General features: G+C 57.1%; 15 protein-coding genes. 5 read left to right on the plus strand and 10 right to left on the minus strand.

Annotated elements, in window-relative coordinates; genetic code table 11:
* Positions 1-50 precede the first annotated feature (50 nt).
* A complete protein-coding gene (gene purD, locus RBB63_RS19010; RefSeq protein ID WP_309386653.1) occupies positions 51-1,328 on the minus strand; it encodes a phosphoribosylamine--glycine ligase in 1,278 nt (425 codons plus the stop codon).
* A gap of 155 nt (positions 1,329-1,483) precedes the next feature.
* On the opposite strand from purD, the gene RBB63_RS19015 reads away from it, so the two are divergent.
* Positions 1,484-2,803, plus strand: coding sequence for a sulfatase family protein (locus RBB63_RS19015; RefSeq protein ID WP_309386655.1), 1,320 nt, complete (start codon positions 1,484-1,486; stop codon positions 2,801-2,803).
* Between the two features lie 215 nt (positions 2,804-3,018).
* Here the strand turns inward: RBB63_RS19015 and RBB63_RS19020 are convergent, their stop codons facing one another.
* Positions 3,019-3,855, minus strand: coding sequence for an Fpg/Nei family DNA glycosylase (locus RBB63_RS19020; protein ID WP_309386657.1), 837 nt, complete (start codon positions 3,853-3,855; stop codon positions 3,019-3,021).
* Between the two features lie 161 nt (positions 3,856-4,016).
* Complete coding sequence (locus tag RBB63_RS19025) at positions 4,017-6,011, minus strand: SulP family inorganic anion transporter (RefSeq protein ID WP_309386658.1); 1,995 nt, start codon at positions 6,009-6,011, stop codon at positions 4,017-4,019.
* A gap of 95 nt (positions 6,012-6,106) precedes the next feature.
* Here RBB63_RS19025 and RBB63_RS19030 point away from each other — a divergent pair, with 95 nt between their 5' ends.
* From RBB63_RS19030 to RBB63_RS19045, 4 genes are all read left to right on the plus strand, one after another.
* Positions 6,107-6,418 carry a tetratricopeptide repeat protein gene (locus RBB63_RS19030; protein WP_309386660.1) on the plus strand — a complete coding sequence of 104 codons (312 nt, stop codon included), beginning with the start codon at positions 6,107-6,109 and terminating at the stop codon, positions 6,416-6,418.
* A 21-nt stretch (positions 6,419-6,439) separates the two neighbouring features.
* Complete coding sequence (locus tag RBB63_RS19035) at positions 6,440-7,693, plus strand: glycosyltransferase (RefSeq protein WP_309386662.1); 1,254 nt, start codon at positions 6,440-6,442, stop codon at positions 7,691-7,693.
* A 103-nt stretch (positions 7,694-7,796) separates the two neighbouring features.
* Positions 7,797-8,105, plus strand: coding sequence for a DUF4212 domain-containing protein (locus RBB63_RS19040; protein ID WP_309386664.1), 309 nt, complete (start codon positions 7,797-7,799; stop codon positions 8,103-8,105).
* The gene (locus tag RBB63_RS19045; protein WP_309386666.1) at positions 8,102-10,003 is read left to right on the plus strand and encodes a sodium:solute symporter family protein; all 1,902 of its coding nucleotides are present in this window, start codon (positions 8,102-8,104) and stop codon (positions 10,001-10,003) included. Before RBB63_RS19040 ends, RBB63_RS19045 begins: the two co-directional genes overlap by 4 nt.
* A gap of 140 nt (positions 10,004-10,143) precedes the next feature.
* Here the strand turns inward: RBB63_RS19045 and RBB63_RS19050 are convergent, their stop codons facing one another.
* From RBB63_RS19050 to RBB63_RS19080, 7 genes are all read right to left on the minus strand, one after another.
* Complete coding sequence (locus tag RBB63_RS19050; protein ID WP_309386668.1) at positions 10,144-11,775, minus strand: RNA-directed DNA polymerase; 1,632 nt, start codon at positions 11,773-11,775, stop codon at positions 10,144-10,146.
* Between the two features lie 600 nt (positions 11,776-12,375).
* The gene (locus RBB63_RS19055) at positions 12,376-12,783 is read right to left on the minus strand and encodes a DUF2721 domain-containing protein (protein WP_309386669.1); all 408 of its coding nucleotides are present in this window, start codon (positions 12,781-12,783) and stop codon (positions 12,376-12,378) included.
* A 161-nt stretch (positions 12,784-12,944) separates the two neighbouring features.
* A complete protein-coding gene (locus RBB63_RS19060; protein WP_309386670.1) occupies positions 12,945-13,121 on the minus strand; it encodes a hypothetical protein in 177 nt (58 codons plus the stop codon).
* Between the two features lie 7 nt (positions 13,122-13,128).
* Positions 13,129-13,617: a 2-C-methyl-D-erythritol 2,4-cyclodiphosphate synthase gene (gene ispF, locus RBB63_RS19065; RefSeq protein WP_309386671.1), complete on the minus strand. Its 489-nt coding sequence runs from the start codon at positions 13,615-13,617 to the stop codon at positions 13,129-13,131.
* Positions 13,614-14,327 carry an IspD/TarI family cytidylyltransferase gene (locus RBB63_RS19070; protein ID WP_309386673.1) on the minus strand — a complete coding sequence of 238 codons (714 nt, stop codon included), beginning with the start codon at positions 14,325-14,327 and terminating at the stop codon, positions 13,614-13,616. The genes ispF and RBB63_RS19070 overlap by 4 nt, the downstream gene beginning before the upstream one ends.
* Before the next feature lie 149 nt (positions 14,328-14,476).
* On the minus strand, positions 14,477-15,259 hold the full coding sequence (locus tag RBB63_RS19075; protein ID WP_309386674.1) for a dienelactone hydrolase family protein: 783 nt from the start codon (positions 15,257-15,259) through the stop codon (positions 14,477-14,479).
* Positions 15,260-15,304: 45 nt separating this feature from the next.
* On the minus strand, positions 15,305-16,288 hold the full coding sequence (locus RBB63_RS19080; protein ID WP_309386676.1) for a hypothetical protein: 984 nt from the start codon (positions 16,286-16,288) through the stop codon (positions 15,305-15,307).
* Between the last annotated feature and the right edge of the window lie 22 nt (positions 16,289-16,310).

Raw genomic sequence — 16,310 nt, forward strand, 5'->3', positions numbered from 1 at the left:
TATAGCGCTAAGCCCGGCCCATGCACGAAAAAACGAAGACGAAGTTATCTTCAGCTCTCGCGCTCCAGTTGGCGCCAGGCAATGTCGCGGCGGTAGAAGGCGTTCTTCCACTTCACCTGCTCGACGACTTGGTAGGCGTCTGCCTTGGCTTGCTGGAGGGTGGGGGCGTTGGCCACCACGCCCAGCACGCGGCCGCCAGCGGTGACGATTTCGCCTGCGTCATTCTTTACCGTGCCGGCGTGAACGATGGACACATTGTCCGGCAATTCCGCCGGGAAGCTGATCACGTCGCCCTTGCGGTAGGCGTCCGGGTAACCTCCGGCGGCCATGACGACGATCATCGAATATTCGTCCTTTACGCGCACGGTCTCGGGCTTGAGCTCGCCGCGGGCGCAGTCCAGGATGAGCTGCACCGGGTCTTGCTCCAGGAGCGGCAGCAAAATCTGGCACTCGGGGTCGCCAAAGCGGACGTTGAACTCAACCACCTTGGGCTGGCCGTCCGGCATCACCATAATGCCCACGTAGAGTGTGCCGCGGTAGTCGATGCCGTCGTCCTTCAGCGCCTTGAGCGTGGGAATGATGATTTCCTCGCGGACTTTCTTTTCCACGGCGTCATTGACCACTGCTGCTGGCGCATAGGCGCCCATGCCGCCGGTGTTGAGACCGGTGTCGCCTTCACCCACGCGCTTGTGGTCCTGGCTGGCGGGCAGCATAATGTAGTCTTCGCCGGAGACCATGAGCATGATGGAGGCTTCCTCGCCGTCCATAAATTCTTCCACCAGAATCTCGTGGCCCGCTACGCCAAAGGAGTTTTTCACGAGCATGTCGCGCGCGACCTGTTCGGCTTCGGTGAAGCTCTGGCAGATGAGCACGCCTTTGCCCGCAGCCAGGCCGTCAGCCTTGATGACGAGCGGGTATTCGGCGTTTTGCAGGTATTGCAGTGATTTGGTGAAATCCGTGAACTTCTCGCCCCAGGCCGTGGGGATCTTGTTGTTGATCAGGAATTCCTTGGTGAAGGTCTTGCTGGCCTCCAGGCGCGCGCCATCGAGGTTGGGGCCATAAACATCGAAACCGGCTGCGCGGAGGGCGTCTGCGGCGCCAATGGCCAGAGGCGCTTCGGGGCCGACGATGACGAGGTCGGCCGCGACTTCTTTGGCGAGAGCCACAATGGCGTCGACGTTATTGACATCCAGCGCGCGGCAATCTGCGTCCAGCGCCATGCCGCCATTGCCGGGAGCGGCAATGATTTCGTCCACCAGGGGGCTTTTCTTGCAGGCGATGACCAACGAGTGCTCACGACCGCCAGAACCAATGACCAAAACTTTCATGGGCCAGAACAAACACACCTCACGCGCGGGATGAAAGGAAAAAAGATCAAACTTCTGTCCCGGGTTGCTCGCGCCAGAAGCCGGGGAACGGCCTATGAAATTTCTCCGTCTATGTTACTCGACATCGTTGAGCGGCTGTTTCTAACTGGATTGCGATGAAGAAACCCAACGTCATCTGGTTCGTCTGTGATCAAATGCGTGGCCAGGCCACGGGATACAATGGCGACCCCAACGTCTTTACCCCGAACCTCGACAACATGTCCATTTGCGGCGCCGCATTCACCCAGGCGGTGTCCGGCTACCCGCTGTGTTGTCCGTTTCGCGCGAGCATGTTGACGGGGCGTTACGCGCACAACCACTCGGTGAAAATTCACGAGGACAAGCTGGAAAACTCCTACCAGATCATCGCCGATGTCTTCAACGAGCATGACTACGAGACGATTTACCTCGGCAAATGGCACCTCGCGGGGATGAAGGAGAGCGAAGGGCGCACCGTGACGCGGACGGTGGCAAGGGAGGATCGCATGCGATTCGACACCTGGATTGGCTACGAAAACAACAACAGCCAATGGGACTGCTATCTCCACGGGCACGAGGGAGATCAGGAAGTGCCGCATTTCAAGGTGATCGATTACGAAACCGACGCGCTGACGGACATGGCGCTGCAACGCATCCAGGCGCGCAAGGATTCCGATAAGCCGTTCTTCATGGTGGTTTCCGTTCAGCCGCCGCACGTGCCATGCCTGGCGCCGCCGGAGCACCGACATTATCAGGCGCAGCAACTGGAGCTACGGCCCAATGTGCCGGTTAAGGAGATCGCGCGGACACGCATTGATTTATCCGGCTATTATGCGCAGATCGAGAACATCGATCACAACGTGGGCCGCATCATGGATTTGCTGCGCGCAGAGGAGATGATCAACGACACGCATCTCATCTTTTTCTCCGATCATGGCGATCAAATGGGCAGCCAGGGCGCCTATGGCAAATGCGTGCCTTACGAGGAGTCGGCGCGTGTGCCGTTTCTCATGGGCGGCGGCGAGCCGATGAATTATTACAAGATCGCCGGCAAGAATAACTGCCTGCTGAACCACGTGGATATTGCTCCGACGACGCTGGGCCTTTGCGGCATTGCGACTCCGGATTGGATGGAGGGCTTTGACTACTCTCACCGTCGCACCGGCGTAAATTACGCGGACCGTATACACGAAGAACCTGACAGCGCCTTTTTACAACTCATTGGCGACCGTGAATCCGGCTATGCCTGGCGTTGCGTGGTCACCAGGGATGGTTGGAAATACGCCGCCGTGCGCGGAGGCGGCCATTGGCTCATGTATAACCTCAACGACGATCCTTACGAGCAAACGAACCTGGCATTCAATACGTGGTACTACAAGAAGCGCTGTGAGCTCAAGGCGCTCCTTCAGGACTGGATCACCAAGACCGGCGACGACTTTCCCCTCCCATCCGACTAGGCAGCGTGCCGTTGCATCCGGATTGGCGCATGGCGCCAATGGCTAATCAAGGACTCTGAGGTAGCACAGGCGTCTCGCCTGTGTTGTTTCAGTTAGATGGGATCGGTACACAGGCGAGACGCCTGTGCTACGCCAATACGCTTGTTCTACGTCAATATGCGCCGCCGCCACGTTGCCTCATACACATCGCTAAGCCATTTGCCCATCGGGCAAATCTACCGGTCCAGCGGGACGCTGGGCTGGCACTGAGGGCAGAAGCAACTGGTGCGGCCGCCGACAGCTTTGCGTTGCAAAGCTTCGCCGTCTTTGGGGCAATGGCCGCCGTCGCGCCAGCGATGCCAGAAGAGCCAGCTCTCGGGGATGTTAACGTTTAGATCGGGTGGGAGTTCGCCACCGGCGCCAGCGATGGCGCGCAAGGCGTCGGCCGCAACTTCACGAACTTTGCGATACAGAGTATTGCGCTGAACAGCGGTGAGTTGGGCGCATTTGGTTTCGGGGAAAATCTGCGCGCGCCAGAGTATTTCGTCCGCCATCCAATTGCCAATGCCAGGGAAACGCTCCTGCATCAACAGGACAGCTTTGATCGGCGACTTTGCGCGTCGCGCAAGGAATGCATCCATGACGTCCGGCGTGAAAGCGTCGGATAAAACGGGCGGCGGAATTTCGGTCCACCAGTCCGGCGGCGCTTGGCCAATATGGAGCCTTAGCAGACCGAATTGACGCGGGTCGCGGAAGACTAAGGTGCGCGATGCTTGCCGCAAGACGAAGTGATCCCACTTGCCGCGCTCAGCTTGCTTTGCATTGCAAAGTAACTTGCCGGTCATGCCAAGATGTAAGCCCAGCCAGCGTCCGCCGGAAAACTGAAACAGCATTTGCTTGGCTTGCGCAAAGGACGCACGCAGCGTGACGCCGGTCAGCGCTTCGGTGATTTCTGCAGTCGATGAATCGCGGTAAATGCGCGCCTTAGGATTGCACTCGACAAGCTTGACTTTGCCGCCGATTCCGGGGTCCCACTGCTGGCGGAAATATTCGACTTCGGCTAACTCAGGCATGGTGGTTATTTATGAATTATGAATTATGAATGCTGAATTATGAAAACCAGATAAACGAAATCGGATGAGACTTAGGTCAGTCTGCCTTTCACTTCATCAGTCTCCTTTCATCATTCAGCATTCATAATTCATAATTTCAAAACTTTGCACTGCAAAGTTTATTACTCTTCTCCGACCTTCTTGCGTTTGTTGGGGTTGACGTAGATTTTGATGTCCACTTCCTGGTCGCCGAGGATTTCCTGCGCGCGGCCAAGAGCCATGGCAGTGGAGAGCGTGGGGTTGGCGTGGTGATCCGGGAACACGTTTTTCGGGTTGAGCGTTTGCAGGATGCCGGAGTCGGTTAGCGTCTTCATGCATTCCTCGCGGCATTCGCTCAGAATTAAAATGCGGTCGCGCTCGTTCATGTAGCCCACCAACTCTTCGATGGCCATGGCGGATGTGGCGTCGAGGTGACGCGCGTTGCGCATTTTTAAAATAACGATTTTCAGGTTTTCACGCTCGGCGACGCGGCGCATTTGCTCGTCGAAAATTTCGGCGGCGCCAAAGAACAAATCGCCTTCCACGTGGACAATCGACACCTCGGCGTTCTTCGGCTTGTCGTCGTCATCCATTTGGGAGAGGCCCCCTTCGTCGTCGAAGCCGAACTCCGACAGCTCCGGCGTCGCCGCTTTGCGCAAAAAGAGAATAATGCTCAGGCCCGCGCCCAGGTAGATTGCGGTGTCGAGTGGGATCAGCAGGCCTGCGCCGCAGGTCGTGTAAAACACTGCGGCGTCGCTACGCGTGGCCTTGGTGACGATCTTGATGGCGTGCCGGTTGAAGAGCCCGACGCCGATGAAAATTACCAGCACAGCCAGCACGGATTGCGGGATATACATGATGAGCGGCCCGAGGACAAAGGCGCCGGCGGCGACCATGAGGCCGTTCATGAGGGAGGCCACGGGTGTGCGCCCGCCGCTGCTCCACGAGAGCTGCGAGCGCGTCAAGGAACCAGAGGCTGGCATGCCGCCAAAGAAACCACTGGCAATGTTGGCGGCGCCAATGGAGAGCATTTCCTGGTTGCCATCGAGCTTTTCGCCGGAGCGCGCCGCGAGACTTTTGCCAATGCTGGAGCCTTCGAGCACACACAGCAGCGCAAGCGCAAGCGCGACATTGGCGAGCTGCGCGATGGAATCAAAATCGATTTTCGGAATCGTGATCGGCCAGTTGCTGGCGTCGATGGGCTGCAGCCAGCGAATGTCCGAGCCGGCCCAGATGCGCGTTTCTTCCGGGTGCAATTCATCCTCCCGCTTCTCGACGGGAAACTCATCCGAGCGGGGGGGGATGGATTCCGGCGGTAAAATGTCTTCCGAAAGCTCTGCTTCGACGACCTGACTTTGCTGGGTCAGCATTTGCGCATGGCGCTCGAAATCGAAGTCGGGATTCAAGGTTTTGGTGGCCAGCACCGCGATGCCGGATACGACGATCATCGTGATGGCGACATTGGGCAGCGCCTTGAATTTCTTTTGCAGCAGCAGGAACAAGACGGCGGTGATCACGCTGAGAATAGCGGACTCCACATGCAGCTCGGGCAGGTGCTTGATGGTGACGATCAGCTTTTCGAAAAAGGTGGTGGCGCGCTCTTTTTCGTCGGGCGTAAAGGTGATGCCGAGCGCGTTCTTGGCCTGCCCGACAATGATGAGCAGCGACGCCGCCGTGATGTAGCCCGTGACGACCGTTCTTGAAATATACTGGATGACGTTGGCCACGCGCAAATAGGCGCCGACGACCATGAAGCCGCCAATCATCAGCAGGAGCAGGGGCAACATCGCGGCGCGGGCTTCCTCGTTGATGATCGACAGCGCCGCCATCGCCGAGGCAAAAGTGACCGAGGTGGCGTTCGTCGGGCCCAGCGTAATGAAGCGTGAGCCGGCGAAAAACGAGGCCACAATCGCCGCCACCGCCGAGCCGTAAATGCCATACTGAATCGGCAGTCCGGCAATGAGCGCATAGGCCATGCCCTGTGGAAAGGCGAGGAGCGCAACGTTGAGCCCAGCCCGGAAATCCGCCCCGGCAATGGCCGCATTATAATGACGGACATGGTGGCGCAGCGGGAAAAAATCCAATTGGTTGGCTTGCTTCAGCCAGCGCAGTGTCGATTTCAGGCGTTCAACGTTCAAGCCTTTAACCAAAAGCGAAATCAATCCAGTGGAAAGTCTTTTTTGGGGATTAGTTGGGAGTTGCGAATTGTGAGTGGGCGCCCTTCGGTAGGTTCATGAACAATCGCTCCGACATTTTTAAAGAGAAAGTCGCCAAGGATCCGAACAACAGCTTGTTTCGCTACAGCTTGGCGCAGGCGCTCTTCGACGAAAAGCAATATGCCGATGCGCAGGAGCATCTGCAGTTCTGCGTCAGCAGTCGCGAAGACTGGATGATGCCGCGCATTTTGCTGGGGAAGAGCTTACTGGAAACCGGCGATGTCGAGGCCGCCAAGCCGATCCTGGCCGATGCGCTTCAACTTGCCGTAGACCAAGATCACGACGATCCTGCGGCTGAATTGCGCGAGATTCTGGCCGACCTCGACTAGCAGTTCCCTGATCTATCCACTATGCGCGTGGTCATCACCAGTCACGGTTCGACAGGGGACATGGTGCCCATGGTGGCGCTGGGCCGTGCGTTGATTGACGCCGGGCACCGGGTGGTGTTTGTGGCGCCGGTTTTGTTTCAGCCATTGATCGAGGGAGCGGGCGTGCCGTTTCACGAAACGCCGCCAGACTGGTCGACCGAGGATGGCCGGGACGCGATGAAACAGCTGTCGCGCATCAAGTCGCCGATGAATCAGCTCAAGCGCATTTACGAGTTTGGTCTGGGCGACTATGAGGAATATTTTTCGATCCTGGAAACGCTGACGGCGGACGCGGACCTGCTGCTGTCGTCGTATTTGTATCCCTGCCTGGAGGCGCTGGCGGAGAAGCAAGGCGCGCAGTTTGCCGTGGCGACCTTTGCGCACAACGCCGTGCCCACGGCAACGCAGGCGCCGCTGCCGTATTTGGATTTCCCCTGGCTGCCGGGCGCCCTCGGGCGCGCCTGGCGTGGGCTTTGGTGGGCGATTGCCGACAACGCCGTGCGCATCAGCCTCAATCGCGTAATTGGCGATGTGCTCAAGGCGCACCAGCTCTCGACGAACTGGAGCTTTTTTCGCCGCCCGGCGCCGCTGGCGTTGGTTACGGTTTCAGAGAAATTGTTTGCGCCCCAAACGGGCGATGTGGACCCGCGTTTTCTCTACGTGGGCTACTGCCGTTATCAGACGCCGCCCGACGAAGCGCTGGAAGCCGAACTGGACGCGTTTTGCGGCAATGAACCCGTACCGGTGTTGAATTTTGGCAGCGTTACCTGGGACGGCGCGACGGATCAGTTTGCTGAGCTCTTACAGCGTTGGCCGAAGGGCAAAAAGCTGATTGTGCAAAGCGGTTGGGCGGGCTTTGCCCAACTGCCCGGCGCCGAGCGAAGCGACATCAAACTGATCGGCCACGCCAATCACGACCGCTTGTTTGCGCGGGCTTCAGCGGTGATCCACCATGGCGGCGCCGGGACGACGGCTTCTGCGCTGCATGCGGGCGCGCCGCAGATCATCATCCCGCATATTGCGGATCAATTTTTCTGGGCCAGCGAATGTCAACGCCTTGGCGTGGCGATGATCGGCCGGAAAAAGCAGTGGCCCAGCGAGTTGGCGCAGTGGGTGAATACGGTGGAAGGCAACCCGGCTTTTGCTGCGAAAGCTCAAGAAACAGCAGCTAGTTTAAAGCAGGAAAATGGGCCAGTGCGCGCGGTGAAAGAATTGGAAGCATACGTCGGGGAGTAGCTTCCGTGTCACTGCGGTATAAATGGCAAAGCTAATAGGCATCACTCACTTGCCTAATAAATATTGCTTGCGCTGAACGTATTAAGCGCCGATAAAAGCGCGCGTGCCTCAAGACGCCCCTACGAAAGAAGCGCTCGTCAATCGCTATTGGCGCGCGAACCTAACCATCACGCTCGGCCTGCTGTTTATCTGGGCCTTTGTCAGCTTTGGCTGCGGCATTTTGTTTGCCGACGTGCTGGACGACATTCACCTGTTCGGCACGGGCTATCCGCTCGGGTTCTGGTTTGCGCAGCAGGGGTCGATCATCGTCTTTGTTTTCCTGATCCTCATCTACGCCATCGCGATGAACGCGCTCGACCGCAAGCACAAGCGCGAGATGGACGAGTTTAAGGCGAAGGGAGGCCAGGCGTGAGCGTTCAAGTTTGGACCTACATTTTCGTTGGCCTGAGTTTCTCGCTCTATCTGGGCATTGCCTGGTGGGCGCGCGTGGCCGACACCAAGGGCTTTTACATTGCCGGAGGCGGCGTGCCGGCGTCCGCTAATGGCATGGCGACGGCGGCCGACTGGATGTCTGCCGCGTCCTTTATTTCGATGGCGGGTCTGGTCTCGACCATGGGGTATTCCGGCGGCGTTTACTTGATGGGGTGGACCGGCGGTTACGTGCTTTTGGCGCTGCTCATCGCGCCGTATCTGCGCAAGTTTGGGCACTTTACGGTGCCGGATTTCGTGGGTGACCGCTTCGGCACGAGCTTTGCCAAAGGCAAGCCCGACACGATGATGGCGCGCATCCTTTCCAACCCCGCGCGCGTCGTGGCGGTGGTCTGCGCGCTGTTCGTGAGCTTTACTTATGTGGCCGGGCAAATGCGCGGCGTGGGCCTTGTGTTTAGCCGCTTCCTCGAAGTGGATATCAACATCGGCGTGGTGATCGGCATGATCATCGTCTTCGTCTATTCGACCCTCGGCGGTATGAAGGGCATCACGTGGACGCAGGTGGCGCAGTTCTGGGTGCTGATAACGGCCTTCCTCGTGCCGACGATTGCGATCTCGCTCAAGCTGACCGGTGAAATGGTGCCGCAGATCGGCCTCGGCTCCGAGCTCATTGACGGCGGTATGATGCTGCTCGATCGCCTCGACGGCCTGCACAAGGAGCTCGGCTTTAGCAGCTACACTGAGCCTTTCCAGGGGAAGTGGGACAAGGCGAACGTCTTCATGGTCGCCCTCGTTCTGATGGCCGGCACCGCTGGTCTGCCGCACGTGATCGTGCGCTTCTACACGGTGAAGTCGCCGGCGGCGGCTCGATGGAGCGGCTTCTGGGCGCTGCTTTTTATCTCGGGCCTCTACCTGAGCGCACCAGCGCTGGCTGGCTTTGCGCGCTTTTACATGATCAATACGCTCAACGGCGCGACCGAGCAGGACATCCCCAAGTGGTTTACTAACTGGGAGGAAACCGGCTTGATTCTCTGGGTGGACGACGGCGACGGCAAACTCCACTTTTCCAACAAGGACGACAACGAAATCTTCCGCCAAGGGCCGACGCTCAGCGACAGCGAGCTGCTCCACATCATCAAGGATCACCAGCTCTACATCGACACCAAGGACTCCGCCGATCCCCGTGGCGAGGACGGCCGCGCCATCCTGCGCGACATGGGCTTGAGCGGTCCGGACAAGGACATCATCGTGCTCGCCACGCCCGAGATGGCCGAGTTGTCCAACTGGATCATTGCGTTCATTGCGGCCGGTGGTTTGGCGGCGGCGCTGTCCACGGCGAGTGGCCTGCTGCTGGTGATTTCCTCTTCCGTCGCGCACGACTTGTATTATCGCATCATCAACCCCGTGGCGTCGGAGAAGCAACGCCTCCTCGTGGGCCGTGGCTTCATCGGCCTGGCCGTGGTGATCGCGGGCATCTTCGGCATCTACCCGCCCGGCTTTGTGGGCGAGGTGGTGGCCTTTGCGTTTGGTCTGGCCTCGGCGAGCTTCTTCCCGGTCATCCTGCTGGGCATCTTTAACCGCCGCGTCAGCACGACGCCTGCGGTGTTCGGTATGATCGCGGGCATGGGCTTCACGATGTTCTACATCATCGCGGTGAAATACTTCGGCATGGCGCAGTGGACCTTCTGGGGCCTGAGCGAGCCCGGCATCCAACCGGCGGCCATCGGCGCCATCGGCATGGTGATCAACTTCGTCGTCGCGATCGCGCTGTCGTTCGTCTGCGAAAAGCCCGGCCCGGAAATCCAGGCCCTGATCGACTCCGTCCGCGAACCCGAAGACGCCGAAGGCTCAATCAACATCGAAGACGCCCCGGAGCATTAATGCTCCGCCGGGCGGGCTTTGGCCACACCTCGCTACGAAGGCTCATCCGCACGACCCCATTTCCCGGAGGGCAACACTCCGTTGTTGCCACCCTATGGAACGGGGAATACTCAGGTGTGCCCACCGACTTGTTGTAATTTTCAATACGGGTCTGGCCTTTCATCAGGCTCAGCCACGACAGTGGTCACAGGATGTGTGGCTAATGTCTGGTCATTCAATCGACTAAGTGCACTGCGGACCGGCTCGCATGATCTAGCGGAATGTTCATGAGCCCTTCTTCTTATTTCCTGAATCTCCATGTCTGACACTGACGCCATGTAAATCCCTATTAAATTTAACTCAAATGCTCGTGCTGAGAGAAAGGCTGGTAGCAGATAAAGAATTGATTGCCGCTCTTCATCTTCAAGTTGATCAAAGAAACGAAACTGACGTTGGCCTCTCTTCTTTAAAAGATGGTGGAGGCATCTATACTTAGCGTAGTCACAGACGCTCTCGCTGGATAATAATTCTAGGATCTTTGATCTACAATGTTCCTGGGTGTCGGGAGAAACTCCTCGATATAGAGCAGTTTGAACGAGTAACCATGTTGCATGCTTAGATGCACCTCTACCAATTTCAACAAAATCAGCTAGCATATTAACATGCCAAATAGCTCTATCTTCGAGCGAAAGGACCGGATGACCATCAGCAGTATGTGAACTCATATATTTACAGAAATCCTTACCATCTTTCTTTCGGTCGATATCATCACCTTCGTTAAAGACTCTATCGAATTCCTCGAATGGTGCATCAATCTCTTGGTCTAAGATCTGTAATCCTGCGTTCTCAACTTCGATCTCTATTGAAGCATCAACGAGATAGTTTGAGGATCTTAAATCATCCATCTCTGCTTCATTCTCTGCGATAGTGGTTTTTGACGAATTGAGATTTAGGCCAAGATTCAGCAAGCATTCTTGTAGAGACCTTAAATGTCCTAAAACTTCAACCCGTGAACTACCAAATATTCTGATGTCGTCTACGTAACGACCATAGGTGGCGCCAAGACTCGTCATAGCATCATCGACATCCTTCAGGTAGATATTTGCTAAATACCCCTCAACGCCATCGCCTATAGGTAATCCTTGGTGCAATTGGGATGGCTGAGCAATTTGACCTGTTGCCTGCGAATAATAAATCACACGCGTCTTCAGTAATCGCATAAATAGTCGAATTATTTCAGTATCTCTGGGTATCGACAGATGCCTTTCTATCGCATCAACCAAATATTCGTGAGAAACAGAGTCATAAAATGCTGAAATGTCGGCTTTCACTAAGACATTGTGTTCGTCGCATTTCTCTTGCTGCCATTCGCAAAAACGTGGCCAGCCACCTGTCGCAAATTCTTCGGTAAAGCGAATGTTCTGGGCGTCTCCGGTTGCCCTGCGGTTGGCAAAGCACTCATCAAGAATCTCATATTCTACTTCCTCGGAAAATAGTATAGTGATGGCATACCTGACCACCAAATCCTTCAACGGTATGTATACCATCCTTCGGTCACATAAGTGATTCTTAGGAGGAAAGTAGGCAAATGCGGTTCTAGGTTGATAAGCTTCAACATTATCAAGTTCGCTTATTATTTCTGCTATTATGCTCTCTCTATTTGATATCGAGTATTCAATTTCTATAGGATCAAAGAAATGGTCTCCATTTTGCCTATCGAAAATTGCGTAGTCAAAAGCTGCAGACAAAATTTCCCTACTCCTCAGACGTCTTAATGCTGTTTGGTGGTCCATGTTATTCTATTCAACAGTGTTATTGATCGCACCGTTTAACTTACGAACTGAGCAGATCTTCGGTGCTGATCTTCTATTCAAATTGGTCGAAGGTCATTTCTTCGTCAAGGTTGTAGGTTGATACAAGAAAATCTCAATTCACAAATTCCAATGATCCAATTCTTGTCTTTTCATTGGGTGATGGAACGCGGCGGAAGGATGACCTTGCTGGGCAGGGACTCGCGAACCTTACTTGGAAGTTGGGGCAAAACACCGGTGTTTCGTGACGCAACACAGCTGGGCATTGAGAGCATAGCCCCTACAGGCTTTGGAAGAAGCGTCGGCTACGCTTCCCGGGAGTGTCGGCGACACTTCGAGTGACAGTCGGCGACGCTTGGTCGCACAGTGGGCGATACTTGAAAGGCCCTGGGCGGCTCGTTTGAGCGCGCGGTTGCTGGGATTATCGTGTCAGAAAGCGGTCGGCGGGGCAAGCGAAGAGGGCGTGGATGTGCAGAAAAACGCAGTGACGGGTCCGGTGGGGATTGGCTGGCGGTTGCATGGGGTGGCGCCAACGGACTGTTGCCCTCCGCTGGAGGGGGATGGCCGCTAAACTGGGGTGTGCTAGCGCTTGCGTGATTTGCCGTCGGGGCGGCATTTTTCGAGGACGACTTTTAGGGCGTTGCCGGCCAGGAGGACCTCGCGCAGGCAGACGCTGAGCGAGGCGAAGAGCAGCAGGATGCTCAGGCCGAAGAGGACCTCGCCGAGCATTTGGAAATCCGTGTGGATCGCGAGGATCGATACCAGGCAACTCAGCAGCGAGAGGATGCCCAGCGCCTGCATCCATTTGATCAAGGTTAGGCGCAGCTCGAGGTTGTCGATTTGGCGGCGGAGGGATTCGTCGTCGTGCTCGATAAGCTGCCCGGCGAGGTCACGCACGATCTTCGCCAGCGCCAGGAAACGGTTGGTGTACGCCAGCATCAGCAGCGATACCGCCGGGAAAAGAATGGCTGGTGTGGTGACGTCGATCATGGGTGGTGGTGGCCTGTTAGGCGGCCACTTGAAAAGCATGCGTGAGGGCAGGGGAAATATTCAAGCCAATTAGCAGGTGGCGCGGGATCGTCTCGATCTGCACTGTGTAACGCTGGCCAAGCTGGGTGAAACTGCGGATCGAGACGATCCGCGCCACCTTTTTACGCCTTCGGCTTCTTCTTAAAGAACCGCATGACGGCGTAGGTGAGGAGCACGAGAAAGGTGACGGCGAAAATCGTATTGGCTGAGGTGTGGCCGGGGCCCATGACCTCCACGCAGAGCAGCACGAGCAGCACGGCGCCGATCAGGCTGAGGACGATTTTCGCGGCGTCGCCCATCGCGGGGTTAGTCCTTTTTCATCAGCATGCACACGGCGTGCGCGGCGATGCCGGCGCAGCGTCCAAGGTCGCCGATCTTTTCGTTGGTCGTGGCCTTGAGGCCGACTTCGGTGGGCGCGATTTGCAGGCTCTCGGCGAGCACGGCCTTCATCTTATCGAGGTGAGGCGCGATCTTGGGTTCTTCCGCGATGAGAGCGATGTCGACATTGCCTACGGCATAACCGCGGCTGTGGGCTTCATTCACCGCGCGGCGTAGGATGTCCTGCGAGTCCATGTCTTTGCAGCTTGGATCGTCGTTGGGGAAAAAGTGGCCGATGTCGGGCAGGCCGAGTGCGCCGAGGACTGCGTCGGCCAGGGCGTGGGTTAAACAATCCGCGTCGGAATGTCCGTCGAGGCCTTTGTCGTGAGGGATTTCCACGCCGCCGAGGACAAGTCGGCGGGCGAGGGCGAAGCGGTGAATGTCGTAACCGAGACCGATGCGAAAGGGGAGGCTCATGAAGATTTTTGTTGAAGGAGGAATTCTAGATAAGGCAGGTCAGCGGGCGTCGTCAACTTCGGGTTCGGATATGGGTTCTCGACGAGGGTGACTTTGTGGCCTTCGCGGCTGTAAGCGGCGGTGTCATCGGTGACGGATTCATTGGCCAGCCGCAGCCTGCGGTAGGATTCCAAAATGGTTTCACGGTGAAAGACTTGCGGCGTCTCCATGGCCCAGAGATTGGAGCGGGGCACATCTTTAAGCCGACGCGCCGTGGTTTTGCGCTGGGAGCCTGCCGCGCGCTTGATGGTGTCGGCGACGCGGTGGGCCAAGACGGCGGCGTTGTCTTGAAGGGCAGCGTCGTAGAGCGCCTGGATGTTCTCCGGGCGGATCATCGGGCGCGCGCAATCGTGGATGAATACGTAGTCCACGAGGAGCGACACTTCGCTGAGGCCATTGAAAACGGAGTCTTGCCGTTCCTTGCCGCCAGCCACCCAGGCGATGTTCCAGTGCTCGACGTTGAGGTCGCCCAGGACTTTGGCCAGCTCAATACGTTGCTCTTTGTCGCGATAGACGATGACGGCGTGCTCAGTCAAGCCGCTGTCGACGAAGGCTTTCACCGAGTGCCAAAACACGGGTTTACCGCCGAGCGGCGTTAGGACTTTGTCCGCCACCTTGCCACGCATGCGCGTTCCGCTGCCCGCACATAGAAATATCGCTGCGTTTGCCATAATGTAATTTTAGGAAAACGCAGTAGCATGCCACGGGCCACCTTTAGGGCAACTCTTTAACCGAGAAAGGCTGAGGGGCGGAGAGGGGCTGTTCTCTTGGTGTTGGGGTTCCGCCTTCAGGCGGAACCCCAACACATGTTAACGAAATGCTAGTCGCCGAACTTTTCGTCGAACAATTCGTCCATGTAGTCGAAGGCGCGCTTGGCGGAGAGGGCGTTGTATTCGGCTTTGCCGGGCATGTTGGCGTGCGGGTCGGTGAAGGAGTGGACGGTGTTGCTGAATTGGACGAGCTGCCAGTCGACCTTGGTCTGCATCATGGTGGCGACAAATTGCTGCACGTCACTTTGCGGGACAAAGGGGTCATCTGCGCCGTGGAGCACGAGGACGCTGGCCTGGGTTTTGCCAGCGTCGGCGGTGAGTGTCGGGGAAAGCAGGTCGCCGTGAAACGAGACAATGGCGTCCAGGTCGGCGCCAGTGCGGCCAAGCTCCAGCACGACGCCGCCACCAAAGCAGAATCCGATTGCGGCGGTCTGTGTTTTCTTGGTGGGGGCATGCTGTGAAAGCAGCACTTCAAGTGATTTCTGCGCGCGCTTGCGCATGAGGTCGCGGTCGCTGCGAACAAAGCCTGCCGCCTGGCCGGCCTCGGCGCTGTTTTTCGGGCGAATATCCACACCGTACATGTCCGCGACAAACACAACATAGTCGTCGCTGGCCACCTTCTTTGCTTTTTCAATCGATTCTGGCGTCATCCCGAGCCAGTTGGGAACCATGAGGATTGCCGGTTTGGGCTCGTCGAGGTCGTCATCGTAGACCAGCACGCCTTCGAACGATGTCCCGTCCAGTGAGTAGGGGACGCGTTTTTCGATGACTTTGGCGAAGAGGGAATTCGCGAAAACAAGAGTGAATAGGCAGAGTGTAATCAGTGGCTTCATGCGGACAGCATGGCGCGTTTGCCGTAAATTTCAAATGCGCGTTGGTTATTCCGGCGAGTCTGGCTTTTTGCTGTCCAGCACGGCTGGCGATTGTTTCACGGGCTGACGCTCCGCCCAATAACGCGCCATCAGGGCGTCCATATCTTCACGCATGACTTGGCCGCGTCGCAGGCCAAACAGGTACCGGCCAATGAGCCTGGTGAGCCAGAACATGCCAAAAAACAATCCCAGCGGAAAGATGATCGTGTCGAACAAGTAGGCGGCGCTGACTGTGATGACGTCCCAGAATAATTGCGTGGCGCGTGTGGTCAGGTACTTGGTTAGGGCGCCGGTGGCCTCCTTGACTTTGGCGGCTTTGGTCAGGATGCCGTCGGCCTGCTCGATGGCGTCATAGCGCTCGTTGAGTTCGAGGCTGAGGAGTGTGAGGTTGCTTTCCGCCTCGATGAGTTGGCTCTCGGTAATTTGCTCCGATAGCGCGCTGCCGCCCCAGACTGCAAGTGGCACGATGGCGTAGGCCGCAAGCGCCAGAATCGTGCTGAAAAACGTGACGTCGCGCAAGACGCGGCCCACCGCCCGTCGCTTGGGCGCGAACCAGGCTGCCGTCAGGTAACACAGCATCGAGGCCAGCGCGAGCGCGAGAAGCCATTGGTCAAGATACTGCGAGACCTCCAGCAGCATGCGTGTCATGACGATGATCATCGTGGCCCACAGAACGATTTGCCAGGCGAAGTCCACGTAGTCATACACGCCCTGCACGATGTCGCCGACCTCCAGCCCAAAGCCCACGCCGAGCTCGCTGCCTTCGACGACGGCCAGCACGCTTTTCACCGCAGTCAGGATGAGAAACAGGCGGGAGGCGTCGTCAAAGGATTCGTCCAGGTATTGCTGGTTGGCGTAGTCGAGGTGGCCTAATGCGCGCTGATTGATCCAGCTGTCGAGCGGCCCTTGCAGGACCATCGCCAGAAGCAGCGTGATTGTGGCGATGATCGCCAGACGGGAAATGAATAGTGCACGGGCTTTACTCGCCATAGGTCAGTCTTCATTAAGACTG

Origin of the sequence: Cerasicoccus frondis (assembly GCA_031296915.1) — a bacterium.
Taxonomy (GTDB): domain Bacteria; phylum Verrucomicrobiota; class Verrucomicrobiia; order Opitutales; family Cerasicoccaceae; genus Cerasicoccus; species Cerasicoccus frondis.

Excerpts from the sequence above, each read along its gene's own strand:
- RBB63_RS19075 (WP_309386674.1), bottom strand. The coding sequence starts at position 15,259 with ATGAAGCCACTGATTACACTCTGCCTATTCACTCTTGTTTTCGCGAAT.
- RBB63_RS19055 (WP_309386669.1), bottom strand. The coding sequence starts at position 12,783 with ATGATCGACGTCACCACACCAGCCATTCTTTTCCCGGCGGTATCGCTG.
- RBB63_RS19060 (WP_309386670.1), bottom strand. The coding sequence starts at position 13,121 with ATGGGCGACGCCGCGAAAATCGTCCTCAGCCTGATCGGCGCCGTGCTG.
- RBB63_RS19015 (WP_309386655.1), top strand. The coding sequence starts at position 1,484 with ATGAAGAAACCCAACGTCATCTGGTTCGTCTGTGATCAAATGCGTGGC.
- RBB63_RS19080 (WP_309386676.1), bottom strand. The coding sequence starts at position 16,288 with ATGGCGAGTAAAGCCCGTGCACTATTCATTTCCCGTCTGGCGATCATC.
- RBB63_RS19035 (WP_309386662.1), top strand. The coding sequence starts at position 6,440 with ATGCGCGTGGTCATCACCAGTCACGGTTCGACAGGGGACATGGTGCCC.
- ispF (WP_309386671.1), bottom strand. The coding sequence starts at position 13,617 with ATGAGCCTCCCCTTTCGCATCGGTCTCGGTTACGACATTCACCGCTTC.
- RBB63_RS19050 (WP_309386668.1), bottom strand. The coding sequence starts at position 11,775 with ATGGACCACCAAACAGCATTAAGACGTCTGAGGAGTAGGGAAATTTTG.
- RBB63_RS19020 (WP_309386657.1), bottom strand. The coding sequence starts at position 3,855 with ATGCCTGAGTTAGCCGAAGTCGAATATTTCCGCCAGCAGTGGGACCCC.
- RBB63_RS19030 (WP_309386660.1), top strand. The coding sequence starts at position 6,107 with ATGAACAATCGCTCCGACATTTTTAAAGAGAAAGTCGCCAAGGATCCG.
- purD (WP_309386653.1), bottom strand. The coding sequence starts at position 1,328 with ATGAAAGTTTTGGTCATTGGTTCTGGCGGTCGTGAGCACTCGTTGGTC.
- RBB63_RS19070 (WP_309386673.1), bottom strand. The coding sequence starts at position 14,327 with ATGGCAAACGCAGCGATATTTCTATGTGCGGGCAGCGGAACGCGCATG.